The 16,496-nt window shown below is 55.8% G+C and carries 12 protein-coding genes, 7 tRNA genes and 1 pseudogene; 2 read left to right on the top strand and 18 right to left on the bottom strand.

All coding sequences use genetic code 11. The features are described 5' to 3' along the window. Positions 1–55 precede the first annotated feature (55 nt). Positions 56–655 (bottom strand): annotated as a pseudogene (locus C7445_RS02775) (AAA family ATPase); the annotation flags it as partial. 152 nt (positions 656–807) lie between these two features. Next, a complete protein-coding gene (locus tag C7445_RS02770; RefSeq protein WP_134158521.1) occupies positions 808–2,292 on the bottom strand; it encodes a hypothetical protein in 1,485 nt (494 codons plus the stop codon). A gap of 236 nt (positions 2,293–2,528) precedes the next feature. On the opposite strand from C7445_RS02770, the gene C7445_RS02765 reads away from it, so the two are divergent. Continuing rightward, positions 2,529–4,115, top strand: coding sequence for an oligosaccharide flippase family protein (locus tag C7445_RS02765; protein ID WP_243834902.1), 1,587 nt, complete (start codon positions 2,529–2,531; stop codon positions 4,113–4,115). 15 nt (positions 4,116–4,130) lie between these two features. On the opposite strand, the gene galE is transcribed toward C7445_RS02765, so the two are convergent. Then, complete coding sequence (galE, locus tag C7445_RS02760; protein WP_208320824.1) at positions 4,131–5,165, bottom strand: UDP-glucose 4-epimerase GalE; 1,035 nt, start codon at positions 5,163–5,165, stop codon at positions 4,131–4,133. A 279-nt stretch (positions 5,166–5,444) separates the two neighbouring features. Between galE and C7445_RS02755 the strand changes: the two genes are divergently transcribed. Continuing rightward, entirely contained in the window at positions 5,445–6,230 is a 786-nt protein-coding gene (locus tag C7445_RS02755) for a C40 family peptidase (RefSeq protein WP_243834901.1), read from the top strand. A 72-nt stretch (positions 6,231–6,302) separates the two neighbouring features. Here the strand turns inward: C7445_RS02755 and C7445_RS02750 are convergent, their stop codons facing one another. The 15 genes from C7445_RS02750 to mutS all read right to left on the bottom strand — a co-directional run bounded on the left by C7445_RS02750 (position 6,303) and on the right by mutS (position 16,493). Beyond that, a complete protein-coding gene (locus tag C7445_RS02750; RefSeq protein WP_134158519.1) occupies positions 6,303–7,805 on the bottom strand; it encodes a spore germination protein in 1,503 nt (500 codons plus the stop codon). An 86-nt stretch (positions 7,806–7,891) separates the two neighbouring features. Beyond that, positions 7,892–8,143, bottom strand: a complete 252-nt coding sequence (locus tag C7445_RS02745; protein ID WP_134158518.1) for a hypothetical protein — start codon at positions 8,141–8,143, stop codon at positions 7,892–7,894. Positions 8,144–8,419: 276 nt separating this feature from the next. Then, a complete protein-coding gene (locus C7445_RS02740) occupies positions 8,420–9,208 on the bottom strand; it encodes an enoyl-CoA hydratase/isomerase family protein (RefSeq protein WP_424922982.1) in 789 nt (262 codons plus the stop codon). Between the two features lie 78 nt (positions 9,209–9,286). Next, positions 9,287–9,359, bottom strand: a tRNA-Val gene (locus C7445_RS02735). Positions 9,360–9,363: 4 nt separating this feature from the next. After that, positions 9,364–9,439 (bottom strand) — tRNA-Thr (locus C7445_RS02730). 12 nt (positions 9,440–9,451) lie between these two features. Then, a tRNA-Asn gene (locus C7445_RS02725) sits at positions 9,452–9,526 on the bottom strand. A 5-nt stretch (positions 9,527–9,531) separates the two neighbouring features. Continuing rightward, positions 9,532–9,607, bottom strand: a tRNA-Ala gene (locus tag C7445_RS02720). 10 nt (positions 9,608–9,617) lie between these two features. After that, positions 9,618–9,693: transfer RNA gene (locus C7445_RS02715), tRNA-Trp, on the bottom strand. 6 nt (positions 9,694–9,699) lie between these two features. Next, positions 9,700–9,784 (bottom strand) — tRNA-Tyr (locus tag C7445_RS02710). A 5-nt stretch (positions 9,785–9,789) separates the two neighbouring features. Next, positions 9,790–9,865, bottom strand: a tRNA-Thr gene (locus tag C7445_RS02705). A gap of 91 nt (positions 9,866–9,956) precedes the next feature. Next, complete coding sequence (hfq, locus tag C7445_RS02700; RefSeq protein WP_134158517.1) at positions 9,957–10,217, bottom strand: RNA chaperone Hfq; 261 nt, start codon at positions 10,215–10,217, stop codon at positions 9,957–9,959. A 30-nt stretch (positions 10,218–10,247) separates the two neighbouring features. Further along, positions 10,248–11,216 (bottom strand): tRNA (adenosine(37)-N6)-dimethylallyltransferase MiaA, encoded by a 969-nt coding sequence (miaA, locus tag C7445_RS02695; RefSeq protein WP_134158516.1) that lies wholly within the window; start codon positions 11,214–11,216, stop codon positions 10,248–10,250. Further along, on the bottom strand, positions 11,213–12,019 hold the full coding sequence (locus C7445_RS02690; RefSeq protein WP_134158515.1) for a class I SAM-dependent methyltransferase: 807 nt from the start codon (positions 12,017–12,019) through the stop codon (positions 11,213–11,215). The genes miaA and C7445_RS02690 overlap by 4 nt, the downstream gene beginning before the upstream one ends. Further along, complete coding sequence (gene mutL / locus C7445_RS02685) at positions 12,019–13,887, bottom strand: DNA mismatch repair endonuclease MutL (RefSeq protein WP_243834900.1); 1,869 nt, start codon at positions 13,885–13,887, stop codon at positions 12,019–12,021. Before mutL ends, C7445_RS02690 begins: the two co-directional genes overlap by 1 nt. After that, entirely contained in the window at positions 13,869–16,493 is a 2,625-nt protein-coding gene (gene mutS / locus C7445_RS02680; RefSeq protein ID WP_134158514.1) for a DNA mismatch repair protein MutS, read from the bottom strand. Before mutS ends, mutL begins: the two co-directional genes overlap by 19 nt. Positions 16,494–16,496: the final 3 nt, after the last annotated feature.

Here is a 16,496-nt window from a genome sequence, read left to right as displayed (position 1 = left end):
ATATGCGAATCACTCGCGGTCTTCATACCGCACATGTGTAACTACTGGAACGCGAAATTTCATCCATCGTCTTAACCAGACAGTCGATTGCCTCACGACCAAAATCCTTCTCCCCGCCCCGCGCCAACGAGTACGCCTCGTCGATAAACAGAACGCCACCAAGCGCCTTTTTGATCAACTCACGCGTCTTCTGTGCGGTATGACCGATGTATTCACCGACGAGGTCGGCTCGTTCGACCTCGACCAGATGTCCTTCCGACAGCAGCCCACATTCGTGAAACAAGCGCGCCAGTATGCGAGCAACGGTGGTCTTCCCTGTACCTGGGTTTCCAAAGAACACCATATGAAGCACTACCGGCTCTGCCTTCAAATGTTGCCGTATACGCATCTGTTGAATGTAAACGAAGGCGAAGATTTCACGGACCACGCGTTTGACCTCATCGAGACCGATCAATTCGTCCAACTCTGCGAGCAGTGACTGTAACCTTTCTTTCTCGATAGCCGGCTCGCGGCCGCCTTGTGGTGGAACAGGTTCCCCAGTGAGCTGTTGCAACGCTTCCGACAACGCGATTTGCCCGCGTTCATACTGTTCGATCACGCCGTGTGCCGACTTCCAATTGGGAGGCTGTGGCCGATTGCCATTTGTCAATCTCATGTAAGGACCACCTCGCATTCCGTCGTTGTGATGATTGTGGTCACCGCTTCGACAACCTATGCGCGAAGTGAAAGATGGGTGATCGCCCATACGGTAAAAGGCTCCCGAAGGCGGTTGACTGCCTGCGAGAGCCTTTTTCAAGGCGAATCGCGTTATTTCACGCCTGGTGCCGTTTCCGCATAATTGGTCGTATCCACAGGCCACCACTTGATGGCGACACTAGGATGTACGCCATCACTATGATTGTCCTGGATCAACTGCGCAGGTATCGGCGTGTTTCCAATCTCCAGCACCGTTGCGGCCGGATTGGAGGTATAAAATGTCAAGCCGCGAATCTCGTTCGTCGTCGGTACATGCCTCCCAAACACCGGATCAAGAATCGCACGAATGTGAATATAGGCTTTTCCTTGCCCATACGTAACGTCATACCAGACATACTGCTGGGTTACATTGTAGGTCAACAACCGGCTGGTACGCGTAACCAGAATTTTTCCTTCATGATATTGCGCCGCCAATAGACGCAAGGCGTCGACAGCGCTTGTCGGCAATACGCCCGGATAGTTCGTTCCCGATAGGTGCTGTGCCACAATGGAGTACTCATGCTCTCGTTCAATTTGCGCAAAGTGTGCGGGCGTCAATTGCTCGGCAAGATTGAATGGGGTCCAGTTCCACTCCGGATCGCCCTTCTTCGTATAACCTTCGTTGGTATACCGCCAAAACCCCCACACTCGCTGCCCATCTGGCAACATCAACGGGTAGATCATCGACTTCATACCAAACTCGTCACTCGACGAGTCCGGCCATACAAATCGAATGCCATATGGAATGGTCAAATCCGTATGGTAATACTTGGACCACGGATTTGCCCCTTGTTGGTACGAGTAAAACGGAGACTTACCATAGTCCCCGAAATTATCCACGTTCGATTTATTGCCGTGATCCGTCCACACGGTAATGGCATCGCCGTTTGCCTTCAACGCCTGAATGGCCTGTTTGGCCAGTTGGCGCGTGAACAAGGTCTGGTGCGGATTGACCCTGCTGAAATCGCCGTACGTGTGCATGGTATCGATCCAGCCGACGTGAATGTAATGATTGATGACACTTGCGGCATAGGGCTCGTCCGACACACCTTTGAAGTAGGACAGTTCGTCTGACATCGGCTCTTGATCGATGTCGACGTAACCTGGTTCGTTGTTTCCGTTGTACATAAAAAATGAATCCGCAAAGTCGAGACCTAGTCCCCGGCCAAGCGGCGTCATCTGCGTCGTGTTGATAAACTCATGGACCAAATTGAACTTGCGCAACGTTTCGCTGTCCGCATCCGAGGAGATGGCCAACATTGCCTCGTATGGATACGGGAATTTGCGCATGCCGTATACCTTAGGCGCGAGGTGTGTGTTGTATAGGACAGGCTGCTTAACGGACGAAGCCGCCGCAGCTCCATCTTGCTGCGAAGCGGCGGTCGAATTCGTTTCATCGCCAGTGGCAGTCGTACTGTTTGCAACATCTGACACCGTGCTGACCTTTGGCTGAACGTCAGCCTCCCCAGCGCGATCCGCCGAATCCGACGCACAGCCCGTGACGGCAAACAGCATACCAAGACTCAAGGCAGCCACCGTCCACTTCGTCTGCTGCATAAGACTCCCCCCAGTAAATCTCCCAAAATAAAGGCCACCCGTTTGGGCAGCGCCTGTCTGGTTATCTACTGGGTAAACTAAAATATCTGCTTCAAATTCATTTCAAGAACCTGGTTATGTGACGATTTGCTAACACCGATTCGGCTGTCCCGCAACCAAAGTTGGTTCTTGTGGTCTGTGTCCGCACCTTTGGACATACCTTATCTATGCAATCTTGAGCGATTGAAGGGATAGCCATGCCAAAACAGTCGTTTCTTCAAGGCGCCGTCGTGATGGCCGCAGCAGGCGTTGCAACCAAGGCGATGGCAATGACCATTCAGATTGTGATCGCCCGCCAGTTAGGGGCTCAAGGTTTTGGGCTGTTTCAGACGATTAACCCGCTGTTCTTTTTTCTTTTAACGATCTCAACGTTCGCCCTCCCGCCCGCTCTCTCGAAGGTGATCGCAGAGAACCTGGCGCTCGGCCGTTATGGGAAAGCCCGAAAAGCGTGGCGAATCGCGAACGCCACAGTGCTCATCCTATCGACCGGCGTTTGCATTGCCGCCTTGGCGATCGCGCCCGACATCGGGCGCCACTGGCTCGATGCGCGCGCAATCCCGGCGTTCATTGGCGCAATGTTTCGGATCCCGGTCGTTTGTTTATCTTCCGTGATGGCTGGGTATTACATGGGGATTCAAAATCAGACCCCGCCAGCTGCCGCATGGGTCGTCGAAACGGCCGTTCGCACCGCCGCGACGATCCCGCTCGTCATTTGGTTGAATCATTACGGAATTGCCTATGGGGCGCTGGCGATCATGATTGGGGCAGGTCTTGGCGAAACGGCCGGTTACCTGTTCATGCTCTGGAAATACATACGCCGCGATCGACATGCACTCTCTCCCGAGGGTATGGCGCGGCAATCGGCAAGCGCGGCACAGGCAGGCGGCGTCGTCCGCGATCTCGCTGCAGTTGCAGCGCCGACAACCATGACGAATGTCATTGGAATTGTCGCATTCGCAGCAGAGCCGGCCGTCATGTACGCCGCTTTTGCCGCCTCTGGCATCGCCAAAACCTCCGCGACGACCTTGTACGGAGCCTTCGCAATGGCGATGGAACTCTTGTTCTTGCCGACTGTGCTCTCGTCCGCCATTTCGTCCGTTGTCATACCCGCCGTGTCCGAAGCCGCCGCATTGCGGGATGGACGCTTGGTGACGCGCCGCCTCAACCAAGCCGTGCAAGCCACGGCGTTCATCGCATTTCCAGCGATGATGTTCTTCATGCTCGCCGGGCACGACGCTGCACTCACGATTTATCGCGATCGGCTCGCTGGTGAGCTTCTCGCATATGTAGCACCGACTTGTGCGTTCTTGTACGTGCTCGACCCGCTCTCAGCGGTTCTGCAAGGGCTGAACAAAGCTGTCGTCTCGACCTTCATCTCTGTAGTTACAAGTGCAATCCGGATCGCCGGCATCTACTACTTTGTCGCCATTGCACACGATGGCATTTATGGTGTGGCGACCGCCGTGGCGATCAGCGGGATCGTCAGCTGCATGCTCAGCATCCTGTGCGTACGCCGCTACGTGGCATTGTGGATCAACTTTACGAACATCGGGAAAATGCTGATTGCTGCAGCCGCGGCGTCCATTCCGATCCACGAAGTGCAGCACGCGTTTCGATTGGCCACGCCGTGGTTGCAGGTCGTTTGCTCCGGGATTATCGGTATCCTCGTATACTTAATCGTCGCGGTATACTTGCGGATCGCACGCCCGGAGCAATTGGTGAAGATCCCGTTTATCGGGCCTTTGCTGGCACATGCCATGGGGCGCATGCCTTTCCTCACCTGAATCCCATCTGGGCAGTCATTCGCCGTAGCCGTTGGGGTTCTGCTTCTGCCACTTCCATGTGTCGGCACACATGTCGTCCAGTGTCTTCGTGGCGCGCCAACCGAGTACCTGCTGCGCCTTGCTTGGATCCGCAAAACTGCGCGCCGCGTCGCCCGGCCGGCGAGGACCGATGTGATAAGGAATGCGTACGCCGGAAGCCTGCTCAAACGCGTGAACAACTTCAAGAACGCTTGAGCCCTTTCCGGTGCCGAGATTGAACGCCTCCGCACCGGTGTGGTTCAGCACCCAAGACAAGGCTTTTACGTGACCCTCTGCCAAGTCCATCACATGGATGTAATCGCGAATGCCGGTCCCATCCGGCGTGTCGTAATCGCCGCCATGGACGGTCAATTCTGCGCGTTTGCCCACAGCTACCTGCGCGACATACGGCACCAGATTGTTCGGAATTCCTTGTGGATCCTCCCCGATCCGGCCGCTCCCATGTGCACCCACGGGGTTGAAATACCGGAGCAGCGCGGCACCAAATTGATCGTCCGCCACAGCTATATCACGCAATATTTGTTCGATCATCGCCTTCGTCTGCCCGTACGGATTGACTGGCGCAATTGGCATATCCTCGCGCAGCGGAACTTGTTCTTGCGCACCATATACAGTCGCCGACGAACTGAAGACAATCTTGTTCACGTGGTGCTTTTTCATCGACTTGCACAGATTGATGGTGCTGACGAGGTTGTTTTCATAGTAGCGCAGCGGCTGTGCAACCGATTCGCCAACTGCCTTGAGTCCTGCAAAATGAATGACCGCTTCCATGTTTTCCTCGGCGAAGACGGCATCCAAAGCCTTCGCATCAAGCATGTCCACACTATGTATCGAAAACGTCTTACCGGTAATCTCCTGCACGCGCGAAAGTGCCTCGGGCTTGCTGTTGGCAAAATTGTCGATCGCGACGATATCGAACCCTGCCTCCAACAGCGAAACGCATGTATGCGATCCGATATATCCAGCTGCTCCAGTTACCAGTATCAAACATGCCACCTCCAAAATGTCCATCATGACCACTATACCGAATTCTCTGCGGAACATCACCATCGCGGCGCGGCCGACCCCAAAGTTCACGGAAACGACGCAGAGGAAAATGATCCTCACATTCCCTCTCATTCTACCATTTATATATCCCATGAAAGTTATACGCATGCTATGATCGTAAAGGAAATCGGATCTTAGAATCCCAACATGAATGCTAGAGATCCGTAGAAGGAATGGGATGGATGATTGGGTTTCCATTTGGCATCCATCGATACCAGCCAAGGATTAAGGGAGGCACTTTGCATGAAACTTAAAGCCGTATCCGCATCCATTGTCGCCGCATGTGCAGCTCTGTCGCTGGGAACTTCCGTGGCTATGGCAAGCACGTCCGCGGGGGGTGGAAGCACTTCCACCGCTAGTGCGCAAAACATCACACAACCCGCTGTGCAAGTTCTGCATAGTGCTTATATCATTCGACAGCCAAAGCTCTATTCTGGCCGCATTCAGCTGGAACCTGTAGGCACTGAATTGAAACTTTTGACTGGCGGCAATCGCTATTGGTATCACGTACAGGCGCCCGATGGCAAAACAGGATATATCACCACGACGTCCTACTACACAAAATCCGTAAACCAAGTGATTTTCACTCTGCCACCTGGCGTGACGCTCGACCCCTCGATCACGCCGATTGCGCCCGTCACCGCCTCAAACTCCGCGAAATTTGCTGCTATTCTGCAAGTTGCACAAAGCAAGTTAGGCACACCATACAGGCTGGATCACAACGAAGATCGCGGGCAATATGGATTTGACTGCTCAAACTTCGCAGAGTATGTGTACCATCACGCCCTCGGCTATTCGTTTACGACATCATCTATCAAGCAGTATCAGTCCGTTGGCACACCAGTTCCGATTTCTGACATGCAGCCAGGCGACCTGTTGTGCTTTAACGATGGTGGGCACGTCGGCATTTACATTGGCAACGGCCAAATGATTCAATGTGGTGGCGGGCTTGCGAAAGTTGGCTATCTCAGCGTGGCCCCCGGATCGTATTGGTACAACCATTTGTCGGCCGTCAAACGAATGTTTTAAGGTTCCTTCATATCCGGAAAACGGCGGGGCTGTACGAAACCCCGCCGTTATGTGAAGTCCCGCCGTTCTGATTTATTTCACACGCCCGCGCTTGCGTTTAAGGATTTCGGGAACGCCACCCAGATCCTGACTGGGCCACCTGACGACCAGATCGCGCATACCATTTTTCCAGCGGAATGGAATCAAAGGCCACAAGTATGGCTTCCCGAACGACTTCGTGAACAGAAGCAGCCCTAACCACGTAGCGGTACCAATGATAAATCCGCCCCAATTGAGTGCCGCCGTCCACAACATGATCCACAGCCTTGACAACTGGTTGGCTGACGCCAGTTCAAACGACGTTGTCGCATACTGCGAGATCATGACAAAACCCATATACACCAAGACTTCCGGTTGCAATAGATGGATCGTGGTTGCAAATTGCCCAAACAACAACGCCGATACGATACCAATAGCCGATGACATGGTCACTGGTGTATTCAGGACGGCAAAGCGTAAAACGTCTAAAGCGAATTCTGCGAGTAACAACTCCGCCCATAGTGGCATTGGATCGTTTCGAGTCGCCATAAAGAACAGTGCCCAATGCGGCAACACACCTGGATGCTGGTTTGCCAGCAAAAACGCACCTGGCAAAAAAATACTCATAAAGACAGCAATCGCGATGACCCAACGCAAATAGGTACCTACGAGCGGGAAAGAATGATATTCCTGAGGGTGCTGAATGTGTTGAAAGAACGTCGTAGGCGCGATGATGACTTCCGCGGTCGCGTCGACCACAATGCACACTTGCCCCTCAAGGAGTGCGGTCGCTGCGACGTCTGGACGCTCCGTGTAGCGAACAATCGGATACGGGTTCCATTTGACCTTGCCAATCAAATCGACCAACTGCTGCTCTCCCATCATCATGCCGCCCGTCTTGACGCCACGGATGAGCTCGCGTATGGAGGCCACCGTATCTTCGTCCGCAACATCCTTGATATACATTAAACTGACGTCCGTCTGTCCCCTGTCACCCACTTGATATAGCTCATTGCGCAGCCTTGGATCGCGCAAACGACGTCGGATGAGCGTCGTGTTCATAAGCATCGTTTCCGTGAATCCGTCGTGGTTTCCGCGCACGACGCGCTCGATCATCGGCGGCGCAATTCCGCGCATCGGATAGACGCGGGTATCGATGTTCAACACCTTGTCGTAACCATCAATAAAGGTGACGAGGGGACCGGATAGAATGAATCGCACCGCGTCCGACATCTGGTCAATCACCTGAACCTGCACGAAATCGATGTGCGTATTCAAGTAAAAAACCAGGTCTTCGATGGTGTAATCCTCGCCCTGGTGCTGTCGTTCAAACTCTTCGACGCATTTATGAAAACTGTCAAGGATCAGGACCACGTTCATCGTCAGGAAAAATCCGTTTGTCACATACGACATCATGTTCAGCTTGCCGTAACGGAAGGGCTTTGCCATAATGTCCCATGTTGTACCGATACCAAGCAACTGATTCACATAATTGACGTTATCCTGCAGATTTCGGCTGACTGGTTGCGTCGGAGCCGGTTCGACATACTGCTGCATATCACATATTCCTCCAAATGGCGTTCTCAAGTCTTATCCATGCCATTTCGAAGGACATTTTATGTATGTGATCCAGGGCGCCTGGCTCAGCGACCAGGCGTCCCCGCCCTAGCCTGTATCTGTTCTTGTTCCGGAACGATGATAAAAAACGCTAGGAGCACGAATACCACGCCCCACGCAACCCACTCTCTTGTCGCATTCTCTTGTTCCTTCCGCGTCGCGCGCGCCATGATATCGAGGTTGGCCAAGGTCAGAAGGATTAAAAATACGAAGACTCCATGCCTCGCGGATTCTTCTGCGCGTATCCAGGATTGCTGCGTTTGCGGTGGTTGAACCACAATGTTCCCTCCAAACACTGCGACATAGCGGATTATATGCACGCAATTCCCACTGCGGTATACACAAATAGCCACACCCAACAACCGTCCATGCCACATCATGTGCAGGTATTGTCCAATATGAACCCAGACCGGACATGTAAAAACCTCCCTCGTTGCTTGTTTGTACAAGAACGGGGAGGTCCATCATCATCTGAAGCTGGCTTGATGCTTACGCACTAGAACCGACAGGCGGCACTCGCTTCTCCTAGATCGTTGCTCAATTCAGATGTGTCTTTATTCTCCTCGGAAGACAGGCTCTCTTTTCTCAACAAAAGCTTGAACCCCTTCCTGAACATCTTTGGTACCAAAGCATTGCTTAATGAAAGCGTACTCTTGTTTTAGGATGGTCGTCAGATCCGCATCTTGGCTGGCAACCAGCAATCTTTTCGAAAGCGTCATCGCAATCGGCGGTCCGGACGCCAGTTCCCCAGCAAATTTCATAACCTGATCGTAAAACTCTGCATCGGGAAACATCCTGTTCACCAATCCAGTTCGCTCTGCTTCCTCAGGGTAGATGTCCCGCCCCGTTAAGATCCATTCGGCAGCCTTTGCTTGTCCGACCAACCGCGGTAGAAAATAAGTCATTCCCGCGTCAGGGCTAAGACCACGCCGGATATACCCCGTTGTTACCTTTGCACTCGCTGACATGAACCGTATGTCACAAGCGAGTGATAGCGCCAGTCCTGCACCGGCTGCAATCCCGTTGATCGCGGCGATGACGGGTTTATCACAGTGCGCGATCGCCAACGCTTGACGACCCACCCAGCCCAATTCATCCAATTGATTGTACCGGGAAGTAGCGGATGAATGGGTCTGTGAAAAATCCACAAGGTCAAGACCAGCGCAAAAGCCGCGTCCACTGCCCGTAATGACGGCGACACGGACTTGATCGTCAACGGACGCCTCCTCCAATGCCTGGATCAACTCGGAACTCAATTGATCATTGATGGCATTTAGACGCTCAGGCCTGTTGAGCGTCAGTGTACGAACGCCATCCTGCGTTTCGACGATAAGCGGATTCACTTGCATCCCTCCTTGATTCCAGCTTAGCAAAACAAAAAACCCCTTGTTCGACAAGAGGTTTTCCCGAATTCCATATGATGGGCGTTGACGGGCTCGAACCGCCGACCCTCTGCTTGTAAGGCAGATGCTCTCCCAACTGAGCTAAACGCCCGTTGTGGAGCTCCCAACCAGGCTTGAACTGGTGACCTCATCCTTACCATGGATGCGCTCTGCCAACTGAGCTATGGGAGCAATACATAAAAATGGCTCCCCGAGTAGGATTCGAACCTACGACCCTCCGGTTAACAGCCGGATGCTCTACCGCTGAGCTATCGAGGAACATTTGGTGGAGGTAGACGGATTCGAACCGACGACCCCCTGCTTGCAAGGCAGGTGCTCTCCCAGCTGAGCTATACCCCCAAATGAAACTTGGCAGGGGCGGCAGGATTCGAACCCACGACATGCGGTTTTGGAGACCGCCGTTCTACCAGCTGAACTACGCCCCTATGAATTGGTGGAGGGAGAAGGATTCGAACCTTCGAAGCATTCCGCAACGGATTTACAGTCCGCCCCATTTGGCCACTTTGGTATCCCTCCAAAACTGGAGCCAGCGACAGGAATCGAACCCGCGACCTACTGATTACAAGTCAGTTGCTCTACCTACTGAGCTACGCTGGCACCGTGGCGACAGGTATTAAATTAACACACGAAGGTCTCCTTTGTCAACTATCCCGTCGACAAAGAATTCACGTTCGTGCCGCATGAGGCATCAAGCATGTCCCGCATCACCATCGCCAGTATTTTCTGATTGCGTCAAGGTAACTTGGCGCATCGGAATGAACGTCGAGATGGCATGTTTGTAAATCATCTGCTGCTTGCCGTCCGCCTCCACAACAATGGTAAAATTGTCGAATGCGCGCACAACGCCACGGATTTGAAAGCCGTTGACGAGATACACAATGACCGGAATGCGGTCTTTGCGAACCTGATTCAAAAATGTATCTTGAATATTCAGCGGGGTTTTGGACATTGTTCGTTCACACTCCATTCTGCAGGTCTATTATGTATTCGGGGGAGATTGTGAATTCTCCTTCAAAAACTCGTCGATCGTGTTCCACAAACGCGCTTCTTCCCCGGACGCAAAGTCGCCAGATGCCGTCTTTTCGAACCAAACCACGCGCGGATCGCGCCGAAACCAAGACAACTGCCGCTTGACAAAGCGCCTGGTATTGCGCTGAATCGTCGCAATCGTCTCCTCTTCCCCAACCTCCCCAGCCAGCATGGCAACCACTTCTTTGTAACCAATGGCCTGCAGCGATGTGGCATGCGGTAAGACGCCTGCCGCCAACATGCGCCGCACCTCGCTCGGAAGGCCGGCTTTCCACATCTGCAACACGCGCTGATCGACACGGCGGTATAACGCCTCTCGCTCCATGGTGAGGCCAATGATGAGCGTGTGATAACGTCCACTGCGGACGGACCAGTCATAACGTGCAGACATCGGAGCAGCGGCCGCATCGGCCACCTCAAGAGCCCGAATGACGCGTTTGACATCGTTCGGATGCAACTGCTGCGCCCGCTCCGGGTCGCGCTCGCGCAGTGCTTCATACAGAGCGAACGCGCCGTGCTCGGCGAGATATCGCTGCCAATGCGTACGGCTCTCAGCCGTCTCCGGGGCCTTGATAAAATCGAGATCGTCTGTGAGCGCGCGAATATACAGGCCGGTTCCGCCGCAGACGACGGGCAAATGGCCACGTCCTGCAATGTCTACGATAACTGCATCGGCAGCATGTTTCCAGCGCGCAGCCGTATAGGTGTCCGCAGGGTCCACAACGTCAATCAGATGGTGTTCAACACCCTCCATCTCCTCCTTGGTCAACTTTGCTGTGCCTATATCCATGCCGCGGTACACCTGCATCGAGTCGGCCGAGACCACCTCGCCGCCATACCGTTTGGCCACTACAACCGCAAGCTCGCTCTTGCCAATTGCCGTAGGCCCGACAATGCAAACGATGGAAATCGACTTCATATGTACTTCCTCCACACGCCATATGCGAACGGGCTGCGCGGTCGATCCGGCGTCAGCCCAAACTGCTCAAACACGCCGGACTGCGGACGTTCCTTGACGACCACCGCGCGTCGGGCGACGCGACGAGCCTCGGCGATGACCCCAGCGCGCAAGGGCTGTGGCGAAGCCGCCTGACGAAGCGGCGCGATCGATGGGGAATCCTCGGCTGGTTGGCGAAACATCGGATCGAAATACAGCACATCGACGCTGTCATCGGGCTGTTCTTGAAGCCAGGCGAGATGATCGCACTCCAGCACCTCGATGCGCCGGAGCAAATCGGCTGCGTCGGAGTATTCCTTACATCCAAAGCGCTGGACGGCGCGCATAAGCCTTGCCACAAGTGCGGATCGCTCAATGCCAATGACCTGCCCCGTCATTCCAACCGCATCGGCGAATACGACGGCATCGCTGGCAAGTCCCAACGTCCCGTCGACGATCACGTCGCCAGACCGCACGTCAGCCACACGCAACAAGCGATCTGGTTCACCACGCCGATGGATCCGATCCAGCCGCTGTGCCGCCATGCTCGGGTGAAAGAACAGCGGATGGTCAGAGCCGCGCATGTGGATGCGCGCAGGATCCGCCACCGCAACCACGCACGTGAAGCGTTCGAGCAACTGGTAGAGGCTGCTGTCGCCACGCTGCATAAACGGCACCCCAAAAAGGTGGGCAAGCTCCCTGGCCCTGTCCAGCTGCCAAGGAACTGGATTGCGAGGCGTGGTCACGACAGTCTGCGAAAGCAACTCGACCTCCCACATGGCCATCAGACAATCCTCCGAAATGCGCGCTCCAATTCGCCGTTGGTCATGCGCACAAAGATGGGACGACCATGCGGGCAGTGAAACGGATCTTGGCATTTGACCAACGATCTGCAGAGAGCTTCCATTTCAGGGGGCGACAGCGTCCAATTCGCCTTCACGGCCGCTTTGCACGCGCGCGTCGCGACACAAAGGCGCATCTGTTCGATCACGCTGTCTCCTTTGAGCGCTTGCAGGTCGTCGAAGACGTCGACCGCCAAGCGCTCGACGTCGAGCCCTTGCCATATGTCCGGCACCGCCCGAATCACAATCTGCTGAGCGCCAAATGGCTCATATGTCAACCCCATGTCAGCCAGTTCTTGCTGTACCGCCATGGCACGCGCAAATGCAACGGGCGACAGAGTTAATTCAAGGGGTGCCAACAAGGGCATCGCAAAGACGCCCCGCTCGCGCAACTTGCGCGAAAAGTCCTCGTACAGCACGCGTTCGTGGGCGGCGTGCTGATCGATGATATAGAGCGATTCGCCGTCATCTGCAAGAATGTACATCCCTAGAGCCTGGCCAATGGGGCGTAACGACCAGTCTGCTGGCCACCCGTCGCGATCGGTCGGCTCCACATCCCCTGATGACACATGGTGTGCCGGAGTGGCGGACTCGTCGGCAAACTGCGCCTTCGTTGGCTCTGGGCGACCGCTGCTCCTCGCGGGCTCGCCCGTGCGGTACATCTCCGTCAAGCCCTCGCGAACCGCCTTGTCGGCAGGCGCAGGCATGGGCGACGTGTTTGCCGGTGTCACTTGTCCGTCCCTTGCGCCCCGCCAGTCTAAAGCAAGAGGCTGCACCGTGGTCGCGTGCGGCTGGCGCGTACGAACCGGTGTCGCGGCGAGCAGGGTACCATCCAGTGCCGCAGCCACGGCCTGACTGACCAAACGCGCCACATCCTGCTCTTCGCTAAAGCGCACTTCTGCTTTGTGGGGGTGGACATTGACGTCGACCAGGCTCGGATCCATCTCGACATACAGCGCATACATCGGATGTTTCCCCACCATAAGACGATTTTGATAGCCTTGTATGACGGCCTGATGAATCCCTGGATGGCGGATGGGGCGGCCATTGACGAAGAGATGCGCGTATCCCCGGGAGGATCGGGCTTGAGTCGGCCGACCAATCAATCCATGGACGCGATAATCGTTCGATGCCGCGGAAAGTTCGAGCAACTGCTTCGCCTCGCCGACTCCGTACAAAGCGGCAAGCACCGTCCGCACATCCCCATTGCCAGGCGTCTGGAACAACACATGATGCTCCGTCTGGCAGGAAAACGCGACATCCGGTCGAGACAACGCCGCCTGCTGCACCACTTCCACGGATCTAGCCTGTTCCGTTTGCACGGTGCGCAAGTACTTCAATCTGGCCGGTGTGTTGTAGAACAAATCGCGCACTTCAATCCGCGTTCCCACCGGTGCCCCGACCGTTTCCAGCGGCCCCATCTCGCCACCGTCGACGGCGACACGTACAGCCGTCTCGGCGCCAACCGCGCGCGTCGTCAAGCGCACACGCGCCACCGCCGCGATCGAAGCCAACGCCTCGCCGCGAAATCCGAGTGTGCGGATGCGGACGAGATCCCGCGGCTCGTAGACTTTGCTTGTCGCGTGCCGGCGAAACGCGAGGGCGGCATCCTGTTCGTCCATACCTTGACCGTCGTCGATCACGACGATTTCCGCAATTCCACCTTCGCGAAGATGCACCTGAATCGCTCGCGCCCTGGCGTCGAGGCTGTTTTCAATCAATTCCTTGACACATGAAGCGGGGCGCACGACCACCTCGCCAGCCGCAATTTGATTGGCGAGCGCCGCAGACATCAGTTGGATGTGTCCCACTTGATGAGTTCCCTCGCTTTCTCAATCGCCTGGTAGAGCTGGTTCATCGCATCAAGCGGCGTCATCCGCATCACATCTTGACCTGCCAGCCATTCGGCAAACGCACGGTACGGACCTGCGAACAAAGCGAGATCGGAACCACCGCCGCCTCGCCCCGGCTCACCCTCATGTATCCACTCACACGGGGCGGTTGCAGCCGTTTCCCGCGTCTGGTGGTCCATCTCGACTTGCCAGTTCTCACGTGCAAGCAGCAATTCCTGCGCTCTTTCGATGACGTGGCTGGGCAAGCCGGCCAGTCGCGCCACTTGAATGCCATAGCTGCGATCCGACGGGCGTAGTATTACCGTGTGCAAGAAGCGAATGTCACCGCCCGTCTCCTCGACCGCCAGCGATTGGTTACGAACACAGGCAAATTGTTCGGAAAACCGAATCAGTTCGTGATAATGCGTGGCAAACATCGTCAATGGACGATCTGAACGGGTCGCGAGATCCTCAAGCACGGCCTCGGCAATCGACAGGCCATCGTAGGTCGACGTACCGCGGCCGATCTCATCGAGGAGAACGAGACTACGTCCCGTGGCAAGGCGGAGAATCTCGGCAAGCTCCGTCATTTCGACCATAAAAGTGCTTTGTCCGCGGCCGAGATCGTCGGATGCACCGATACGCGTGAACAGCTTGTCGACAATGCCAATTCGGGCTCGCGATGCAGGCACAAAACCGCCCATTTGTGCGATCACGCAAATGACCGCCGTTTGCCGCATATATGTGCTCTTACCGCCCATATTCGGTCCCGTCAGCAAGATGATGTTTTCCTCGGGCGTCAAGAGCGTATCATTAGGCACAAAATCCGCGCCAACGTGAGCCTCGACGACAGGATGTCGTCCCGCCTCAATGTCGAGACCGACAGCGTCGTCCATCGCAGGGCGCACGTAGCGGCGCTTGCTTGCGATATGCGCGAGACCGACCAACACGTCGATCTGCGCAATGGCGTCGGCCCACTGCTGAATCCCTGTACCAGCGGCGAGGACGCGATCGCTAAACGACCGAAACAACCCTTCCTCGAAGGCAACTGCCCGCTCCTCTGCAGAGACGATTTCCGCCTCGCGCTCCTTGAGTGCCGGCAAGACAAAGCGCTCGGCGGCGGCCAACGTCTGCCGACGCTCATACTCGGCTGGCACACTGGCCAAATTCGCTTTCGACACCTCGATGTAATAGCCAAACACCTTGTTATAGCCGACCTTCAACGACTTGATGCCGGTGCGTTCGCGCTCCGCCTGTTCGAGATCGCGCAGCCATGCGCGACCCGACGACTGCAGGGAACGGAGCCTGTCGAGCTCAGGATGAACGCCATCGCGAAACATGCCACCGTCCCGAATCGATGCGGGCGGATCGTCCACCAACTGGGCAAACGCATCCTCGTAGAGTGGAGCCAGATCAGGTAGAGCGTCGACAAGTCTCACGAGTAAGGCCGGCATATCCTGTGTCCGGACGATGTCCACAACTTGGCGCGCAGCTCGGAGCGACTGGGCGAGCGCGAGCAAATCGCGCGCATTGGCACTGCCAAACGAAAAGCGGGCCAACAGCCGCGCCATGTCGTGGACACCGCGCAACGCCTCGCGCGCCTCCTCACGCAGAATCAGGTCCTGATAGAAATAGTCGACCGCGTCGTGACGAGCCTCGATGTCCATCCGCTTGCAGAGTGGCCGTTCCAACCACGATTTTAACAGGCGACTGCCTGCCGCTGTGGCCGTCTCATCGAGCAAGTCGAGAAGCGATCCTTTGCGGGCGCGATCGCGCGCAGTGGCCGTCAACTCGAGATGAAGAATCGAGGCCTGTGTCAGCAGCATGTGATTCGGTTCAAACAAAGGTCTTGGCGCCTGCAGGTGGGCGAGCTGCGTCTTCTGCGTCTCCTCGATATAGGCTAGGGCCATGTCACAGGCGTTGCGCGCCAGAGACGTGGCGCCGATGCCTAATAGCTCCGGCTGCGAGACAGCGTATTGCCGCTCAAGATACCCTGTAGCCCCGGGCCTGCGACGCGTCACCACCACCTGCTCTTCCGCGACATAACGGGCGAGCGGCTCAGGCAGATCCACATCTTTCGCGACAAGCAGTTCGATGGGCGCGAGGCGTCGCAACTGCTCCACACACTCGCCACAACTGGCTTCGCCAAAGAGAACCTCACCGGTGCCGACATCGACGAGCCCAAGCCCGACCATGTCGTCCCGCGCCACGAAGGACGCCAGAAAGCGGTTTGCTTGCTCATTGGATAACGCTGTCCCAGGCGTGACAACGCGAACGATCTCTCGCTGCACCAGGCCCTTGGCCGTCTTCGGATCCTCGACCTGCTCGCAGATGGCCACACGAAACCCTTGTTCGATGAGGCGATCCAGATAAGACTCCAACGCATGGTACGGAACGCCACACATCGGAATCCGCCCCGCTTCCCCCGCGTCACGTCCCGTGAGTGTGATGTCAAGCGCTCGGCTGGCGACAACGGCGTCTTCGAAAAACAGTTCGTAAAAGTCGCCAAGTCGAAACATCAGCAACGTGTCCTCGAGCGTTGCCTTGATCTCCTGGTATTGACGCATCATCGGCGTCAGGCTCATCTA

Source organism: Alicyclobacillus sacchari (genome assembly GCF_004366795.1).
Classification (GTDB): Bacteria; Bacillota; Bacilli; order Alicyclobacillales; family Alicyclobacillaceae; genus Alicyclobacillus; species Alicyclobacillus sacchari.
The sequence above is the reverse complement of the archived record's forward strand: the minus strand, read 5'-3'. Positions and strand labels throughout refer to the sequence as shown.